Origin of the sequence: Paenarthrobacter sp. AB444, from assembly GCF_028736865.1 — a bacterium.
In the GTDB taxonomy this organism is placed as follows: domain Bacteria; phylum Actinomycetota; class Actinomycetes; order Actinomycetales; family Micrococcaceae; genus Arthrobacter; species Arthrobacter nicotinovorans_B.
The window spans coordinates 52427-69551 of sequence record NZ_JAQZBY010000008.1 but is presented as its reverse complement, the minus strand read 5'-3'; the positions used below and the strand labels follow the sequence as shown (position 1 = coordinate 69551).

Below are 17125 nucleotides of genomic sequence, written 5' to 3'. Positions count from 1 at the left end.
CGTCAACCCTTCACGTACGGTATGCCGCTTGCGGCCGGTGGCCGCGACTTACCCACCAGGCCGGCGACGGCGAAGATGGTCACCAGGTACGGCAGCATGGCCATGAACTGGCTGGGAACGGGCGTTCCGATGATGCCCAGAATGGACTGCAGGTTGTACGCAAAACCGAACAGCAGCGACGCCAGGAACGCCCCGATCGGGTTCCATCGGCCAAAGATCAGGGCAGCCAGCGCAATGAAGCCGCGGCCACCGGAGATGTCCTTGGTGAAGGAGTCGATGGTCACCAGGGTGAACACCGCGCCACCGATGCCGGCGATAGCACCGCCCAGGGTGACGTTCCAGAAACGCGTTGCGTTGACGTTGATGCCCAAGGTGTCCGCAGCCTGCGGGTGCTCACCGACGGCGCGGACGCGCAGGCCCCAGCGGGTCTTGAACAAGCCGAACCAGACGACGGCCACAGCGATGTACATGAGGTAGCCGGCGATGGACTGTTCGAACAGGATGGGCCCAATGATGGGGATGTCCGAGAGCAGCGGGATGGGCAGGATATCCAGACGGCCCGGAGTGTTGAACTGTTCCTTGTTGGGGACCATGAGCGTGCCGTACAGGAAGCCCGTCAGGCCGGACACCAGGACGTTGAGCACAACACCGACGATGATCTGGTTCACGAGGTACTTGATGCTGAACACCGCGAGGACCATGGAGACGACCGCACCGGCAGCGGCCGCGGCGATCAGGCCGATGTACGGGCTTCCGGTCATGGTCGCCACCAGGGCCGCGGTGAAAGCGCCTCCCAGGAGCTGGCCTTCGATGGCGATGTTGACCACGCCGACACGCTCACACAGGACGCCCGAAAGCGAGCCGAAGACCAACGGAACCGCGAGGGTCACCGAACCGGCCACCAGGCCTGCCAGGGAAATGGACGGCTGACGGGCACCGGCCACAATCCACACCAACAGGGCGAAAACGAAGACCACGGCGAACGCTATGGGAAGCCACTTTGGCGACTTTTCTCCCTTTGTCCAGAGGTAGATCGAGTAGGCAGCCATAGCCAGCAACAGGATGCCGAGCACGATGCCACCCACTTGGCCGGGAATCATCAGCGCCGGGACGGCTACCGCGTCGCCGGTATCGCTGATCTTCATCTCCGCTGTCTTGTCCGAGCCGAGGAAGCCAAAGAAGACCAGTGCAACAAGGGCCAGGACGCCCAGTGAAACGGGAACTTTCAAGGACGGTCGGAACCCCGGCAGGGCCGTGGAACCCGACTTGGGGGCAGTGGTTGTCGCGCTCATTTGGCACCTCCGGTGGCGTTGGCAAGGGCAGCTTCAGGGGCCGCCTTCGGTGTCTTGTCCTTCTTCTTTTTCTTGCCTTCCAGCCGGAAGATCGATCGGATCAGTGGCGGAGCAGCGATGAACAGGACGATCAGGGACTGGACCACCAGCACGATGTCGATGGGTGTTCCGGTTTGGATCTGCATCTGCACGGCACCGGCGCGGAAGGCACCGAACAACAGTCCCGCGAAGAAGGTCCCCCACGGCGTGCTGCGGCCGAGCAAGGCAACAGTGATGGAGTCGAATCCGATCTGGGCCGCCACACCGCCGGTCAGCACCTTTTCGGTGCCGGCGACCTGCGCGACGCCACCGAATGCGGCCAAGGCACCGGCCAGTGCCATCACGAGGATGGTGGCCCGGGGTACCTTGACGCCGGCCGTGCGGGCAGCGATGGGATTCGCACCAACGGCGCGGAATTCAAAGCCGACGGTGGACCGGTTCAACATCCACCACACGCCGTAGGTCAGCGCGATGGCCACAAGGAAGCCAAGGTGGAGCCGGGATCCCGGAATGAGCACCGGGTAGGTTGCGGATTCATCCAAACGCGGCGAGATGGGGCTGTTGTCCCCCGGCCGCCGGAACGCTGCGGTGTTCAGGAGGAAGTCCAGCAGGAACAAGGCCACATAGTTCAGCATGATGGTCACGATGACCTCGTGCGCGCCGGTCCGGGCCTTGAGGATACCGACGATCGCGCCCCATGCGGCGCCGCCGAGGACACCCATGATGATAACGAGAAGCAGGTGCAGGCCGAAGGGCAGGTGCCAGGTGAACCCGACGTAGGCGGCAAGGGTGGCGCTGATGATGATCTGCCCCTGCGCACCGATGTTGAAAAGGCCCGCACGGAAGGCCAGGGCAACGCCCAGGCCGGCACAGATCAGGGGCGTGGCAACCGTCATCGTTTCCAGGAGCGGCTTGAAGCCCTGCCGGGGGCTGAAGACCGAGCCCTGGAAGAGCGCCACGTAGCTGTCCGTCATGGCTGCCCAGAGGGCGGTCAGGAAATCGCTGGGACGGGCGAAGAGATAGCCCGCGGTCTTGGCTACCTGGGAATCGGTGCTGGCAATCAGCAAGCCACCGAGGAACAGCGCAACAATGACGGCCAAAACAGACACGAAGCCATTGCCCATGACAATGCGACGCATCAGGTTGCCCTGTTCGTGTCCGGGATCTCCACTCTGGGACGAAACCGGGACAATGGACGGCTCAAGGGTCCCTCCGGCGGTATCCAAGGCAACGTCTGCTGCCCGTACTTCCGCTGTGGACTCCCCAGGGGTTTGGTCCTTGGTGGACCCGTCGCTGCTAGTGGTCATCGGAGCCTCCTTCCGGGCCGACGCCGGCCATCATCAAGCCGAGCGTGTCGCGGGGTGTTCCCGCCGGGACGATTCCCACGAGTTTGCCCTTGTAGAGCACTGCGATCCTGTCTGCGAGTTCGATGACTTCATCCAGCTCCGTGGAAACGATCATCACCGGTGTTCCGACATCCCGCTCGGCAACAATGCGCTTGTGCAGGAATTCGATGGAGCCGACGTCCACACCACGGGTTGGTTGGCTTGCGATGAACAACCGAAGCGGCCGGGAGAGCTCCCGGGCCATGACCACTTTTTGCTGGTTGCCACCGGACAAGGTTCCCGCAGCCGAACCGGCAGAGGGCGTGCGGATATCGAATTCCTCGATCTTAGCCTTGGCGTGTTCGGCCACCTTGGCGGGCTTCATGCTGATACCGCTGGCAAACGGGGCCTGGTCGTACAGGTCAAGCACCAGATTCTCGGCGACGGAGAAAGGACCCACCAAGCCGTCGACGGTACGGTCTTCGGGAACAAAGCCGACGCCGGAGCGCAGCACGTCCTTGACGGGGAGTCCCAGGAGTTGCTTCCCGTCCAGGACCACCGAGCCTGTCACGTGTTCCTGGACTCCGAGGATGGCTTCGGTCAGTTCAGTTTGACCATTGCCCTGTACACCCGCGATCGCCAGGATCTCTCCCTGCGCGATGTCGAAGCTGATCCCGTCCACCACGTTGGTTCCGTTGGCGGCCCGGACCGTCAGGTTTTCGACGACGAACGTGGTTTCCTTGGGCTGGGCGGCGGCCTTGTTCAGGCTCAGGCTGACCGGGCGGCCCACCATCATGGCGGCGAGCTCCGTGGGTGAGGCAGTGGGGGGTGCGTCGCCAACGACTTTGCCGCGGCGGACCACTGTGATCACGTCGGAGACGGCCTTTACTTCGCGCAGTTTGTGCGAGATGAAGACGATGGACGTCCCGCCGGCTTTGAGCTGGCGCATGATGTCCAGCAGTTCGTCGGTTTCCTGCGGGGTGAGCACGGCTGTGGGCTCGTCCAGGATGAGGACCTTGGCTTCCCGGACCAGGGCCTTGATGATTTCGACGCGCTGTTGGACGCCCACCGGGAGGTCTTCCACCAGGGCGTCGGGATCGACGTCGAAACCGTACTTGTCGGAAATTTCCCGGATCTTTTTCCGGGTCTCGTCGATGCTGAGGACACCGCCAAACGACGTCGGTTCGGCACCGAGCGCGACATTTTCGGCCACCGTAAACACAGGGACAAGCATGAAGTGCTGGTGCACCATGCCGATGCCGGCAGCCATGGCGTCGCCCGGGCCGCGGAAGTTCACCGGCTGGTCGTCCACCAGGATCTGGCCGGCAGTGGGCTCATACAGCCCGTAGAGCACGTTCATGAGGGTTGATTTGCCGGCACCGTTTTCGCCGAGGAGGCAATGGATCTGGCCGGATTCGACCACGAGGTCGATGTCTTGGTTGGCATAGAAGGTCCCGAACGCTTTCGAGATCCCCTTCAATTCGAGTTTCACAACTCCCACCGTTCTTTGAGTCCGAGGGACGGCTGAACAGCTCCAAAGCCACGAGCTTTGGGATCAGCCTAGTCAGGGCAAAAACGCGCCGCCAGTACCGGGGCACGGTACTGGCGGCGCGTCCAGGAATTGCTTACTTCTTGGGGCTTGCCTTCGATTCGACAACGAGCTTGCCGGAAACAATGTCCGCCTTGATGGCGTCGAGTTCGGACTTGGTTTCGGAAGAAACAGCGGAATCGAGGTCGTGGAACGGGGCGATGGCCACGCCGTCGTTGGCGAGTGTGCCAACGTACGCTTCGTTGCTGAACTTGCCGTCCTTGTCGTCCTTCACCACGGTTTCAACGGCCTCGCCCATCTGCTTGACCACGGAGGTCAGCATGAGGTCCTTGTACTCGGGAGCGGTCAGGTAGCCGTCGGAGTCAACCCAGATGAGCTTGACGTCCTTGCCGGCAGCTTTGGCTTCCTTGAGGGCTGCGCCTGCACCCTTGCCGACCGGACCTGCCACGGGCATGACGATGTCCGCGCCCTGGTCCAGCAGGTTGATGGTGACCTGCTTGCCGGTGTCCTGCTTCTCGAAGTCACCGGTGAAGGAGCCGTCCTGGGTGTTCTTGTCCCAGCCAACAACCTGGACGTTCTTGCCCTTGGCCTTGTTGTAGGCCTGGACGCCGTCGTAGAAGCCGTCCATGAAGATTGTCACGGTCGGGATCTTGATGCCGCCGAAGGTGCCCACCTTGCCGGTTTTGGACGTTGCTGCTGCGGCGTAGCCCGCCAGGTAGGCAGCCTGCGCGGTGTCGTAGACAACCGGCTTGACGTTGGCTACAGGGGTGTCATACGCGAAGTCGATGATGGCGAAGTGCTTGTCAGTGTTCTTCTCGGCTGCAGCCTTGGTGGCATCGCCCAGGAGGAAGCCCACAGTGATGGTCAGGTTGCAGCCTGCGGAAACCATGCCGTTGAGGTTGGTTTCGAAGTCGCTGTTGGCCTTGGACTCGGCCGACTTGGTCTGGATGCCAAGGTCCTTCTCAGTCTTCTTCAGTCCCTCGTACGAGGACTGGTTGAAGGACTGGTCGTCGAATCCGCCGGAGTCGGAAACGATGCATCCGAGGAAATCGCTCTTGGTAGCGGTGCCGGATCCGGCATCGGGGGCCTGGCCACAGCCGGTCAGCAGGAGCGCTGCTGCGCCGACGGTTGCGACACCGGCCATTGAACCGCGCTTCAGGGTGGCACGCAGTGGTTTCTTCAATTTTCCTCCAGGAAGAAAGTGATTGGCGCTACGACGGATGGTCAATGAGTGTCCGTTTCCAAAAACTTCGGGGCAGAAATTCTGTTTTCACTGAGGCTTCGCAGCACTGCGCCGAGGCGCACTTATAGCAACAACCCTAGTGGCCTGGAACACACCGGAGTAGCACAAAGCCGCCCTCCCGGACAGATTGTTGACTTTTTGTTACCAAGCAGTAGCCGGGTGTGCAAGTCACACCCGGCTACCCGCGACTACAACCGGACGAGCATCTTTCCGGTGTTGGCTCCGTCCAGCAGATCAATGAAGGCCTGCGGTGCGTTTTCCAAGCCGTCAACGATCGTCTCGTCGTAGCTGATGGTTCCATCTGCAAGCCACCCGGCCATTTTCCCGGCAAACTCGGCAGCGTGCTGGCGCTGTCCGCCCACCAGGAAACCGCGGAGGGTCAACTGCTTGCCGATGGCCACGGCCAGGTTTCGTGGGGCGGCCGGCGGCTCGGTTGAGTTGTACTGGGCGATGGCGCCACACATTGCCACCCGGCCACCGACGGTGAGGGTGGCCAATGCGGCCTCAAGGTGTTCCCCGCCGACGTTGTCGAAGTACACGTCGATCCCGCGCTCCCCCGCAGCTTCCCGGAGCTGCTCGAGGACAGGGCCGTCGTTGTAGTTGAACGCGGCATCAAATCCGAGTTCCTCAAGGCGGGCAACCTTCTCCGCCGAACCGGCACTGCCGATGACGTTGGAGGCACCCATGGCCTTGGCGATCTGGCCCACCATGGAACCAACTGCGCCGGCCGCACCGGAGACGAAGACGACGTCGCCCTCTTTGAACTCGGCCACCTTCAGCAGGCCGGCGTAGGCGGTCAGGCCGGTCATGCCCAGCGCGCCCAGGAAAGCCGAGGTCGGAGCAAGCCCGCCCGGCACCGGCGTGGTTGCTGCCGCGTCCACCACCGCGTGTTCACGCCACCCCAGTTGATGCACGACGACGTCACCCACCTTGTGCGCGTCCGAACGGGACGCGATCACCTCACCTACGGCACCGCCGTCGAGCGCTGCATCCAGGCGGAACGGCGCCGAGTACGACTTGACGTCGTTCATGCGGCCGCGCATGTAGGGATCCACGGACATGAAGTGGTTCTTCACCAGAATCTGGCCTTCAGCGAGCTCGGGCAGCACGGCCTGCGCCAAGCGGAAGTTCTCCGGGGCGGGACGGCCTACCGGACGTGAAGCGAGCTGGATTTCACGGGTTTCCACCGGTGTGCTGGCGGCGGCGCTCATGCTGCGAACTCCACGAGCTTGAGGTCAACGGCCATGTTGCCGCGGGTGGCGTTGGAGTAGGGGCAGATCTGGTGCGCCTTGGCCATCAAGGCTTCGGCGGTTTCGCGGTCCAGGGCAGGCAGGGCGATCTCCAGCTCAGCGGCAAGGCCGTAGCCTTCGCTGTCGGTCAATGCGCCGAAGTGGATCTTGGCGGCTACAGCGGAATCGCTGACATCCGCGCGTTCCTTCCGACCGACAAGCCTCAGGGCGGAGTGGAAGCACGCAGCGTAACCGGCGGCGAAAAGCTGCTCGGGGTTGGTTCCCTGGCCGTTGCCACCCAGTTCCACCGGGCTGGCCAGGGCCACGTCCAGTTTGCCGTCCTTGGTGCGGGCGTTGCCGTCGCGGCCTTCGCCGGAGGCAAGTGCCTCGGCTGTGTAGAGAGTCTTCAAGGTGTTTTCCGTTCTCTTCGGGAATTGGATCGCGTGAAAAATGTCAGAGTGAGCTGTTCAGCGCGGCCGTGAGCTTGCCGAGGGTCGTGTGCAGCTGGTGGATCTCGGCGGCGTCGAGCCCTGCGGCGTCGGCCAGGCGTTGCGGCACTGCCTGGGCCCGGGCACTGAGGGCTGTTCCGGCGTCGGTCAGCACGACGTCCACGCGGCGTTCGTCGGCGGCGGAGCGCTTGCGCTCCACGAGCCCCAGGCCCTCAAGGCGTTTCAGCAAGGGTGACAACGTTCCGGAATCGAGGCCCAGTTCGGCACCAAGTTCACGGACACTTCGCGGCTCCTGCTCCCACAACACCAGCATCACCAGGTACTGCGGGTACGTCAGGCCGAGTTCGTCCAACACGGGGCGGTAGACCGCCGTTGCGGCCTTGGAGGCCGAGTACAGCGCGAAGCAGACCTGGTGGCGGAGGCGGGGTGCATCACTCATGGACAAAACGATAGTGCACAATTCAATTGCGCACAACTCATTCCCGCCCAAACTACCCAACTGAGGGACAGCACGTGCTCCACTGAGCGCTCAATAGAGCATGTGCTGTCCCTCAGTTGGGCTACTGCTCGAGGTCCCGGATGGTGCGGAGGGCGGCACCCGTGAGGACCCGGATGGCGTACCCCAGAGCACGCTCGTCCACGATGAAGTCTCCGCGGTGCAGGTCATATTCTTCGCCGCCCGGAGTGTGGGTGCCCAGGCGCATCATGGCACCGGGGAGATCCGCCAGGAACCACGCGAAATCCTCCCCGCCCATGGACTGGGGAGTCAGGACCACGGCGTTCTCCCCCAGCTCAGCGCGGGCGGAGGCCTCGATAAGCGCTGTTTCGTGCTCCGAGTTCACCACCGGAGGGACGCCACGGGTGTGCTCCAGGTGCACGTCCACGCCGTAGGGCGCGGCGACCTGCTTCACGACGTCGTCCAGCAACTCACCAGCGTCATGCCAGGCGTCGCGGTCCAGGCAGCGCATCGTGCCCGCCATGTATCCGCTGCCGGGAATCGCGTTGGGAGCCGACCCCGCGGAGATCTGCCCCCACACCACGGACACACCACTGCGGACATCGACCCGCCGGGAAAGGACAGCGGGCACGTTGACGGCGATCTGCGCCAGCGCGAAGACCAGGTCTTCGGTCAGATGCGGACGGGACGTGTGCCCACCGCGCCCGGACAGTTCGATCTTTATGGTGTCGGAGGCAGAAGTGATGGCGCCGATGCGGGTACCGATCTGGCCAACGTTGATGCGCGGATCGCAGTGCAGGGCCAGGATGCGCGGAACACCTTCCAGAACACCCTGTTCGATGCAGGACAACGCCCCGCCAGGCATAGTTTCCTCGGCCGGCTGGAAGATGATCCGGACCGTGCCGCCCAACGGATTGTTCTTGTGCATGCGCTGGAGAACCAAGGCGATGCCCAGCATGGTGGTGGTGTGGATGTCGTGCCCGCAGGCGTGGGTGACACCGTGGTTCTTGGAGGCGAACGGCAGGCCGGTTTCCTCGATGATCGGCAAGGCATCAATATCACCGCGAAGGGCTGTCGCGATGGGCCCCTCCCCCACATCGACCGTCAGGCCGGTGCCTTCGAGCCGACGAGGATTCAGCCCGGCCGCTTCCAGTCGTTCTACGAGCTTGTCCGTGGTCCGGAACTCCTTGAAGGACAGCTCCGGGTGCGCATGGAGGTCGCGCCGGAATTCGATGAGTCCTGGCAACAGTTCATCAACCCAGGGGCCAACGACAGGAGTGGGCTCAGTTTCAGTTGTGTAATTGCGCACGTCACAACTCTAGCCATCCACGGCACAGGAAGAACGAAAGCCACCTCTTGGTTACGCCGCGTTCAGACGCAGGACAACCAAAGAGGTGGCTCACGGTATAAGACGGCGCTACAGGACGTCCGTGTCTCCGCTGGCTTTCAGCGCATCCACGGTGCCCTTCACCAACTGGGCATGTTCCTTGGTGGTAACCAGCAGCGCGTCCGGGGTATCCACGATCACGACGTCCTTGATGCCGATGAGGGCGATGACGCGCTTGGTATCGGAAACCACCACGCCACTGGCGTTCTCCGCGAACACGCGTGCGCCCTCGCCGAGAACCGTCACTTCATCGACGTCGCCGGCGTTGTTCAGGCGACCGATCGCCGCAAAGTCGCCGACGTCGTCCCAGCGGAAGGTGCCGGGCACGACGGCGACATCGCCGGCTGCCGCTGCGGGCTCGGCGACGGCGTAGTCAATGGCAATCTTGGGCAGGGTGGGCCACACCCGGGCCGTTACTTCGGCACGCTGCGGAGTGTCCCATGCCGCGGCAATCTCCTGGAGGCCTGCGAAGAGCTCGGGCTGGTTGGCTTGGAGGTGCTTGAGCATCAGCGCCACGGGAGCGACGAACATGCCGGCGTTCCACACGTAATCGCCTGCCTCGACGTACTTGTCGGCTACTTCCTGGCTGGGCTTCTCAACGAACTCCGCAACGGCCAGGGCATTCGGCGCACCCTCAATGTTGAGCGCGGCGCCGGAGCGGATGTAGCCGAAGCCCGTGGACGGGTGCGTGGGCTTGATGCCGATGGTGACGATCTTGCCTTCGGCCGCGGTGTAGATCGCTTCGCGGACCGTCTCCTGGAAGAGGTCGTCGGGGCTGATCACCTGGTCCGCGGCGAAGGAGCCCATGATGGTGTCAGGATCGCGGCGGTAAAGGATGGCCGCGGCAAGGCCGATGGCGGCGCCGGAGTCCTTGGGCTCACTCTCAAGGACGAGCTCGTCGTCGCCCACTTCGGGGAGCTGGCGGCAGACTGCTGCGCGGTGGGCTTCGCCTGTTACGACCAGAACGCGTTCGCCGGCCAGCGGCTCCAAGCGGTCGTAGGTAGCCCTCAACAAGGTGCTGCCCGAGCCGGTGAGGTCGTGCAGGAATTTAGGCGCAGCGGCACGCGAGAGTGGCCATAGCCGGGTCCCCACACCGCCCGCCGGAATGACCGCATGGAAGCGGTTCATGGGCGATTCCGGGTATTTCGCGTCTTCTGTACTCACCGCAACACTTTATCCGACGCAACCGGGAAGCTCCGCAGAACGCCACGGATGTGGCGTTCGTCTCAGACAGTGCCCAAAATCGCCTGAATCCGGGCAGGAAACATGGAATTAACAAGCAGAGAAGCCGGGCCTAAATTGAATATGCTGTGAGCGAAGCCTAGATTTAGGCGTGAGCTACGAGTGCTCTCGCAGCAGGCGTTCCCCCCGCATGGATCCCATGCCAGCGCCGCTGTGTTGCAGGAAGGTTTAATCAGTGCCGACAAAACCAGCTGGCACCTTGTACCGCGGCCGTGAAGGCATGTGGTCCTGGGTTGGACACCGTATTACCGGTGTAGTGATCTTTTTCTTCTTGTTGGTCCATGTGCTGGACACCTCATTGGTGCGCGTGTCCCCTGAGGCCTACACGGCCGTCATTGGTGCCTACAAGAACCCCCTCATGGCCCTGGGTGAAACGGGCCTGGTCGCTGCGATCATCTTCCACGCCTTCAACGGCCTGCGCGTGATCGCGATCGACTTCTGGAAGAAGGGCGCGAAGTACCAGCGCCAGATGCTGTGGGTCGTGCTTGCACTGTGGCTGGTCACGTTCGCCGGCTTCGCCATCCGCCACCTTTCCCTCGCGCTGGGAGGCCACTAAGCCATGACAACCATCGAAACACCACGCACCGGGAAGATCGCCCCGAAGTACAACCGCAATGGCTCCAGCCGCGGCAACTTCGAGATGATCGCCTGGCTCTTCATGCGCCTGTCCGGCATCGTGCTGGTGGTGCTGATCTTCGGCCACCTCTTCGTGAACCTCCTGGTCGGCGAAGGCATCCACGCCATCGACTTCGGTTTCGTCGCCGGCAAGTGGGCCGATCCGTTCTGGCAGTTCTGGGACCTGGCCATGCTGTGGCTTGCCATGCTGCACGGCACCAACGGTGTCCGCACCATCATCAATGACTACGCCGAGAAGGATTCCACGCGCTTCTGGCTCAAGATGGTCCTCTACGCGGCCACGCTGGTCATCATCATCCTGGGCACCCTGGTGATCTTCACGTTCAACCCGTGCCCCGTCGTCGACGGCGTCCAGCTTCCCGGCGGATTCTGCCCGGCACCGTAGCGGCCCGTGCCGCATCGGCGTGGCCGGCTTGCCGGTCCGCCTGAAGTAGCGGAGCAGCCTCCGCCGACCATCTGAATTTTTGAAAGAGAGAGCATCTGGTATGCAGGTCCATAAGTACGACGTCGTCATTGTCGGTGCAGGTGGCGCCGGCATGCGCGCCGCGATCGAGTCCGGTCAGCGCGCACGCACAGCGGTACTGACCAAGCTCTACCCCACCCGCTCGCACACCGGTGCAGCGCAGGGTGGCATGTGTGCAGCACTGGCCAACGTCGAGGAAGACAACTGGGAATGGCACACCTTTGACACCATCAAGGGTGGCGACTACCTGGTTGACCAGGACGCAGCCGAGGTCATGGCGAAGGAAGCCATCGACGCCGTGCTGGACCTGGAAAAGATGGGTCTGCCGTTCAACCGCACCCCCGAGGGCCGGATCGACCAGCGACGCTTCGGTGGCCACACCCGTGACCACGGCAAGGCTCCCGTCCGTCGCGCCTGCTATGCAGCAGACCGCACCGGTCACATGATCCTCCAGACCCTGTACCAAAACTGTGTCAAGCACAACGTTGAGTTCTACAACGAGTACTACGTCCTTGACCTCCTGATCGTCGAGGAAGACGCCGTACGCGAGGACGGTACGCCGTACAAGCAGAAGCGTGTTGCCGGCGTCGTCTCCTATGACCTCGCTTCCGGCGAACTGCACGTCTTCCAGGCCAAGTCCGTCGTCTTCGCCTCCGGCGGCGCCGGCAAGGTCTTCAAGACCACCTCCAACGCCCACACCCTGACCGGTGACGGCATGGGCATCGCCTTCCGCCGCGGCATCCCCCTGGAAGACATGGAGTTCTTCCAGTTCCACCCGACAGGCCTCGCCGGCCTGGGCATCCTCCTGACCGAGGGTGCACGTGGTGAAGGTGCCATCCTGCGTAACTCCGAAGGTGAGCGCTTCATGGAGCGCTACGCCCCCACCATCAAGGACCTCGCACCCCGTGACATCGTGGCCCGCGCCATGGCCAACGAAGTTCGTGAGGGACGCGGTTGTGGCCCGAACAAGGACTACGTCCTCCTGGACCTAACCCACCTTGAGCCTGCACACATCGAGGCCAAGCTTCCGGACATCACGGAGTTCGCCCGCACCTACCTTGGTGTGGAACCGTTCACCGATCCCGTCCCGGTGTTCCCGACGGCGCACTACGCCATGGGCGGCATCCCCACCAACATCTCCACCGAGGTGCTCCAGGACAACGACACGATCGTTCCCGGCCTGTACGCAGCCGGTGAAGTTGCCTGTGTCTCCGTCCACGGCTCGAACCGTCTGGGCACCAACTCGCTCCTGGACATCAACGTCTTCGGCAAGCGTGCCGGCATCGCCGCAGCGGAGTACTCCAAGACCGCCGACTTCGTCGAGCTGCCGGAGAACCCCGAGGCAATGACCCGCGGCATCCTTGATGGCCTGCTCAGCGGCAACGGCACCGAGCGCGTCGCGCAGATCCGCAAGGAACTGCAGGACACCATGGATGCCAACATGCAGGTTTTCCGCACCAAGGAATCCCTGGAGCAGGTTCTCCGCGACATCGCATCCTTCGAAGAGCGGTACAAGCACGTTACCGTCCAGGACAAGGGCAAGCGCTTCAACCTGGACCTCCTGGAAGCCGTGGAGCTGGGCTTCCTGCTGGACATGGCCAAGGTCATGACCGTCGGTGCCCTGCACCGCGAGGAGTCCCGTGGTGGCCACTACCGCGAGGACTTCCCGGACCGCGACGACGAGAAGTTCATGAAGCACTCCATGGCTTACCTGGACAACTCTGTCACTGCCGCCTCCTCGGCGGAATCCGTTGCGGGCATCCGTCTGGAGACGAAGCCCGTAATCTTCACCCGTTACGAGCCGATGGAGCGTAAGTACTAATGACGACCGAAATGGCAGAGCCCGCATCCAAGATCGAGCTCCCGGCGAGTGTTGCCGGCGACGGTGAAATTCCCACGTTCCACATCACGCTCCGCGTGCGCCGCTACGATCCGGAGATCTCGGAAGAAGCGCGCTGGGACGACTACAAGCTGACCATGTACGGCACGGACCGTGTGCTGGACGCCCTGCACAAGGTCAAGTGGGAGATCGACGGCACGGTTTCGTTCCGCCGCTCCTGCGCCCACGGTGTCTGTGGCTCCGATGCGATGCGCATCAACGGCCGCAACCGCCTCGCCTGCAAGACGCTGCTGAAGGACCTGGACACGTCCAAGCCCATCACCGTCGAGCCGATCAAGGGCCTCCCCGTGGAGAAGGACCTGATCGTGGACATGGAACCGTTCTTCCAGTCCTTCCGCGAAGTGATGCCGTTCCTGATCAACAAGGGCCACGAGCCCACCAAGGAACGCCTGCAGTCCGTCGAGGACCGTGAGCGCTTTGACGACACCACCAAGTGCATCCTGTGCGCAGCTTGCACCTCGTCCTGCCCGGTCTTCTGGACCGACGGCCAGTACTTCGGCCCGGCAGCGATCGTCAACGCACACCGCTTCATCTTCGATTCCCGTGATGACGCCGGCGACATGCGCCTTGAGATCCTCAACGACAAGGAAGGCGTGTGGCGCTGCCGCACCACCTTCAACTGCTCGGAAGCATGCCCCCGTGGCATCCAGGTGACCAAGGCAATCGCCGAGGTCAAGCAAGCCATCCTGGCCCGCAAGATCTAGTCAGCCGTTCCCTCAAGAACAGCACGACGACGGCGCCGCTCACCTGCGCAGGTGAGGGGCGCCGTCGTCGTTAATCAACTGCCGCAACCCACAACGCAACGCAAGGAGACCAGCGTGTCACGCTCTGAGAAGATCAGCTTCACGGGAAGCACCGGCGATACGCTGGCCGGAATTGTGGACGTACCCGAAGGTCCCGTGCGGGGCTGGGGCGTGTACTCGCACGGGCTGACGCTGGGCAAGGACAGCCCTGCGGCGTCGCGTATCTGCAAGGGCCTGGCCGAGCAGGGTGTTGGCATGCTCCGGTTCGACAACCTGGGCCTCGGCGGGTCCGAAGGCGAATGGTCGGCTGGATCGTTCAGCGTCAAGGTGGCCGACACCATCCTGGCGGCAGACTTCATGCGGCTCACAGGCCGGGAGATCTCTTTGCTGGTAGGACACTCGTTCGGCGGGGCGGCTGTGCTGGCCGCTGCCCGTGACATTCCGGGGCTGAACGCCGTGGTGACTGTCGGTGCGCCGTATGAACCCAAGCATGTCGAGCACATGTTCGACGCCGAAATCGAATCCATTTTGCGCGACGGCAGCGCCGTGGTGGACCTGGGCGGACGTCCCATGGAGATCCGCCGGCACTTCGTGGAGGACGTAGAGCGGGCTGACCTGCGCGACTGCATCCGGACGCTCCACAAGCCCCTAATGGTGATGCACTCCCCCACCGACAACACCGTGGGCATCGACAACGCGAGTGAAATCTTCCGCACTGCCCGGCATCCGCGAAGCTTCATCTCCCTTGAAGGCAGCGAACATCTCCTGACGGGGAAGGGCCAGGCCGCCCGGGTGGCCCGCATCATCGGCGCCTGGGCCGACCCGTATCTGGAGATCCGCGACGCCACCTGACGGCCCTGCCCACCCAAGTAGGGGACAGCAAACGCTCCACTGAGGCGTCAGCAGAGCATCTGCTGTCCCTTAGTTGGGTAGCTACTTGCCGATGGCGGCCTTGCTTTCACTGAGCCACTGCTCGGCTGCCTTCTCCGGGGTCAGCCGCTTGAACAGGACCTCGGTGTTGATGCGGGCCGTGATCTCGGAAACGGCAGTGGAACCGGTAGGTCCGATGTACGTTGGGGCGAAGTCCATCTTGCCGATCTGGTCGATGTAGGCGGCCTCAACCTTGCCCTGGGGCGTCAGCAGGTCCTGGACGGCCGTGCGCATTCCCGCATTGCTGGGTACGCCACGGTCGCTCTGGATGATCTTGGCCGCGGCCTCGTTGTTCACCAGGAAGCTCACCAGTTTGGCAGCGGCATCCGTGTGCTTGCTGCGGGCGGAAATGGTGTAGAACTGCGAGGACTGAAGCCAGATGCCCGGGGTGGGCGTCTCGCCGGGGAGCTTGAGCAATTTCAGGTCGGCCCCCGATGCCTTGCTGAGCGCAGTGAGGGAGTTGCTCCAGGTGAGCATCATGCCGGCTTGCCCCATGCCCATGAGCGTCTGCTCCGTGCTGGCATTGAGCTTCTCGACCGTCTCGGAGGCGCTGGGGGCCGCACCTGATTCGCTGAGCTTCAACGAGAAGTCGAAGTAGTCCTGCACAGTGTCCTTGTCCAGGCCCAGCTGACCGTCCTGGGTGTACAGGGACTTCCCGCGCTGGCGGGCGAAGGCATCCAGGGAGTCATGGGTTAGAACCGTCGCCGTACCGTAGGTCCCCTTGGGGCTCTTGGCCGTAATGTCCGCGGCCACCTTGGCGAAGTCATCCCACGACCACTTGCTGTCATCCGGAAGGGCAACTCCTGCCGCCTGGAAGACAGCAGGGTTCACCACGATCGCCAGTGCGTTGGCCCCGGTGGAGACACCATATTGCTTCCCTTTCACCTGGCCGTTTTCCACAGCACCCTGATCCAGCTTTGACAGATCCAGTGAGCCCTGCACCTTGGAGAGGTCCAGAAGTGCGCCGCGGTTGGCGTATTCGGCAGGGTAGGCCCCGCCCATGGTGATGACATCCGGGGCATCGTTGGCTGCCACCTGGGTGGCCAGTTTGTCGAAGTAGCCACCGATGTCGCCGTACTCGGGCTTGACCTTGATGTTGGGATTGGCGGCTTCGAACTCCTTGATGGCTTTGTTGGTCAGCTCGGCACGGGAGGCGTTTCCCCACCATGAGAAACGGATTTCCACTGGCCCGTCTTCAGCTTGGTTGGAGGATGGACTGGAACATGCTGCGGTGAGTCCCAGCATGCCCACGGCAGTAAGGAACGCCAGGGATTTGCGAATTTTTCGGAGAGATTTACGCGTCATTGGGTAAGCTTCTTTCAGCCTTGAGAAAACGGTTCCTGAAACGTATCAAAAGGGTGTATATTCGTCAATGGTTCAGGCCATGAACTATTCATTCCGCGAGGAGTCCGCCATGCCCCAACGCTTGGAACAGATCCAGATCCGGGACCCCTACGTCCTGACGCTCCCCGGCTCCAAGGAGTACCTGCTCTTTGGCAGCACTGACGAAAACATCTGGTCCGGTCCGGCCACGGGCTTCGACTGCTACAGGAGCAAAGACCTCGTGGCATGGGAGGGGCCGTTCCCCGCTTTCCGTCCCGCTCCCGGTTTCTGGAGCAAGGAACAATACTGGGCGCCCGAAGTCCACCAGTACCGCGGCCGCTATTACATGTTTGCGACCTTCACCGCCCCCGGCCACTCCCGTGGAACCCAGATACTCTCTGCCGTGGAGCCTGAAGGCCCGTATGAGCCCTGGAGCAACGGACCTGTCACTCCCTCCGAATGGGAGTGCCTTGACGGAACGCTGCACGTGGACCAGGAGGGGGTGCCGTGGCTGGTGTTCTGCCACGAGTGGAAGCAAATCGACGACGGCGCCGTGGTCGCCCAACGGCTCAGTCCCGACCTCCGGAGCGCACAAGGCGAACCGCGTGTGCTGTTCACGGCTTCCGAGGCCCCTTGGTCCCGCCCCTTGGACAGACCGTCCCACAGCGGCGCACCCCCGCACGTCACCGATGGCCCGTTCCTGCACAGGCTCTCCAGCGGCAAGCTGATCATGCTCTGGTCCAGCTTCGGTGAGGAGGGCTACGCCATGGGTGTTGCCCGCAGCGAGTCGGGGACCGTGCTGGGCCCATGGGCCCAGGAACCCGTGGCGTTGTGGAGCAAGGACGGCGGGCACGGCATGATCGCCCGTCACTTGGACGGCGGCCTGTTCCTTACCTTGCACCAGCCCAACAAAAGTCC

At 63.1% G+C, this 17125-nt stretch carries 15 protein-coding genes and 1 pseudogene; 6 read left to right on the top strand and 10 right to left on the bottom strand.

Annotation, left to right across the window (positions count from 1 at the left end):
• Positions 1-2: 2 nt before the first annotated feature.
• From PQ627_RS11465 to PQ627_RS11425, 9 genes are all read right to left on the bottom strand, one after another.
• Positions 3-1292, bottom strand: a complete 1290-nt coding sequence (locus tag PQ627_RS11465) for an ABC transporter permease (protein ID WP_274261089.1) — start codon at positions 1290-1292, stop codon at positions 3-5.
• Positions 1289-2638 carry an ABC transporter permease gene (locus PQ627_RS11460; RefSeq protein ID WP_274261087.1) on the bottom strand — a complete coding sequence of 450 codons (1350 nt, stop codon included), beginning with the start codon at positions 2636-2638 and terminating at the stop codon, positions 1289-1291. The genes PQ627_RS11465 and PQ627_RS11460 overlap by 4 nt, the downstream gene beginning before the upstream one ends.
• On the bottom strand, positions 2628-4148 hold the full coding sequence (locus tag PQ627_RS11455) for an ABC transporter ATP-binding protein (protein ID WP_274261085.1): 1521 nt from the start codon (positions 4146-4148) through the stop codon (positions 2628-2630). The genes PQ627_RS11460 and PQ627_RS11455 overlap by 11 nt, the downstream gene beginning before the upstream one ends.
• A gap of 133 nt (positions 4149-4281) precedes the next feature.
• Positions 4282-5388 carry a BMP family lipoprotein gene (locus tag PQ627_RS11450; protein ID WP_443192756.1) on the bottom strand — a complete coding sequence of 369 codons (1107 nt, stop codon included), beginning with the start codon at positions 5386-5388 and terminating at the stop codon, positions 4282-4284.
• Positions 5389-5636: 248 nt separating this feature from the next.
• Positions 5637-6659 carry an NADP-dependent oxidoreductase gene (locus tag PQ627_RS11445; protein ID WP_274261083.1) on the bottom strand — a complete coding sequence of 341 codons (1023 nt, stop codon included), beginning with the start codon at positions 6657-6659 and terminating at the stop codon, positions 5637-5639.
• Entirely contained in the window at positions 6656-7087 is a 432-nt protein-coding gene (locus PQ627_RS11440) for an organic hydroperoxide resistance protein (RefSeq protein WP_262277784.1), read from the bottom strand. The genes PQ627_RS11445 and PQ627_RS11440 overlap by 4 nt, the downstream gene beginning before the upstream one ends.
• Before the next feature lie 43 nt (positions 7088-7130).
• Positions 7131-7565 carry a MarR family winged helix-turn-helix transcriptional regulator gene (locus PQ627_RS11435; protein ID WP_274261080.1) on the bottom strand — a complete coding sequence of 145 codons (435 nt, stop codon included), beginning with the start codon at positions 7563-7565 and terminating at the stop codon, positions 7131-7133.
• A 121-nt stretch (positions 7566-7686) separates the two neighbouring features.
• Positions 7687-8892, bottom strand: a complete 1206-nt coding sequence (locus PQ627_RS11430) for an amidohydrolase (protein ID WP_144662353.1) — start codon at positions 8890-8892, stop codon at positions 7687-7689.
• Between the two features lie 108 nt (positions 8893-9000).
• Complete coding sequence (locus PQ627_RS11425) at positions 9001-10098, bottom strand: mannose-1-phosphate guanylyltransferase (RefSeq protein WP_373458752.1); 1098 nt, start codon at positions 10096-10098, stop codon at positions 9001-9003.
• A 289-nt stretch (positions 10099-10387) separates the two neighbouring features.
• On the opposite strand from PQ627_RS11425, the gene sdhC reads away from it, so the two are divergent.
• The 5 genes from sdhC (at position 10388) to PQ627_RS11400 (ending at position 14806) form a co-directional block, all read left to right on the top strand.
• Positions 10388-10768, top strand: coding sequence for a succinate dehydrogenase, cytochrome b556 subunit (gene sdhC, locus PQ627_RS11420; protein WP_018777254.1), 381 nt, complete (start codon positions 10388-10390; stop codon positions 10766-10768).
• A 3-nt stretch (positions 10769-10771) separates the two neighbouring features.
• A complete protein-coding gene (locus tag PQ627_RS11415; protein ID WP_274261068.1) occupies positions 10772-11233 on the top strand; it encodes a succinate dehydrogenase hydrophobic membrane anchor subunit in 462 nt (153 codons plus the stop codon).
• 100 nt (positions 11234-11333) lie between these two features.
• Positions 11334-13133, top strand: a complete 1800-nt coding sequence (gene sdhA / locus PQ627_RS11410; protein ID WP_144662356.1) for a succinate dehydrogenase flavoprotein subunit — start codon at positions 11334-11336, stop codon at positions 13131-13133.
• Positions 13133-13915: a succinate dehydrogenase iron-sulfur subunit gene (locus tag PQ627_RS11405; RefSeq protein ID WP_144662357.1), complete on the top strand. Its 783-nt coding sequence runs from the start codon at positions 13133-13135 to the stop codon at positions 13913-13915. The genes sdhA and PQ627_RS11405 overlap by 1 nt, the downstream gene beginning before the upstream one ends.
• Before the next feature lie 114 nt (positions 13916-14029).
• The gene (locus tag PQ627_RS11400) at positions 14030-14806 is read left to right on the top strand and encodes an alpha/beta hydrolase (RefSeq protein WP_274261066.1); all 777 of its coding nucleotides are present in this window, start codon (positions 14030-14032) and stop codon (positions 14804-14806) included.
• Between the two features lie 81 nt (positions 14807-14887).
• Here the strand turns inward: PQ627_RS11400 and PQ627_RS11395 are convergent, their stop codons facing one another.
• Positions 14888-16189, bottom strand: coding sequence for an ABC transporter substrate-binding protein (locus PQ627_RS11395; protein ID WP_144662359.1), 1302 nt, complete (start codon positions 16187-16189; stop codon positions 14888-14890).
• Between the two features lie 67 nt (positions 16190-16256).
• Between PQ627_RS11395 and PQ627_RS20015 the strand changes: the two are divergent.
• A pseudogene (locus PQ627_RS20015) lies at positions 16257-17108 on the top strand (glycoside hydrolase family 43 protein); the annotation flags it as partial.
• Between the last annotated feature and the right edge of the window lie 17 nt (positions 17109-17125).

What these genes read in the sequence shown, in the direction of transcription:
- PQ627_RS11465 (WP_274261089.1), bottom strand. Translation starts at nt 1,292, where the DNA reads ATGAGCGCGACAACCACTGCCCCCAAGTCGGGTTCCACGGCCCTGCCG.
- PQ627_RS11460 (WP_274261087.1), bottom strand. Translation starts at nt 2,638, where the DNA reads ATGACCACTAGCAGCGACGGGTCCACCAAGGACCAAACCCCTGGGGAG.
- PQ627_RS11445 (WP_274261083.1), bottom strand. Translation starts at nt 6,659, where the DNA reads ATGAGCGCCGCCGCCAGCACACCGGTGGAAACCCGTGAAATCCAGCTC.
- PQ627_RS11435 (WP_274261080.1), bottom strand. Translation starts at nt 7,565, where the DNA reads ATGAGTGATGCACCCCGCCTCCGCCACCAGGTCTGCTTCGCGCTGTAC.
- PQ627_RS11425 (WP_373458752.1), bottom strand. Translation starts at nt 10,098, where the DNA reads ATGAACCGCTTCCATGCGGTCATTCCGGCGGGCGGTGTGGGGACCCGG.
- PQ627_RS11415 (WP_274261068.1), top strand. Translation starts at nt 10,772, where the DNA reads ATGACAACCATCGAAACACCACGCACCGGGAAGATCGCCCCGAAGTAC.
- sdhA (WP_144662356.1), top strand. Translation starts at nt 11,334, where the DNA reads ATGCAGGTCCATAAGTACGACGTCGTCATTGTCGGTGCAGGTGGCGCC.
- PQ627_RS11405 (WP_144662357.1), top strand. Translation starts at nt 13,133, where the DNA reads ATGACGACCGAAATGGCAGAGCCCGCATCCAAGATCGAGCTCCCGGCG.
- PQ627_RS11395 (WP_144662359.1), bottom strand. Translation starts at nt 16,189, where the DNA reads ATGACGCGTAAATCTCTCCGAAAAATTCGCAAATCCCTGGCGTTCCTT.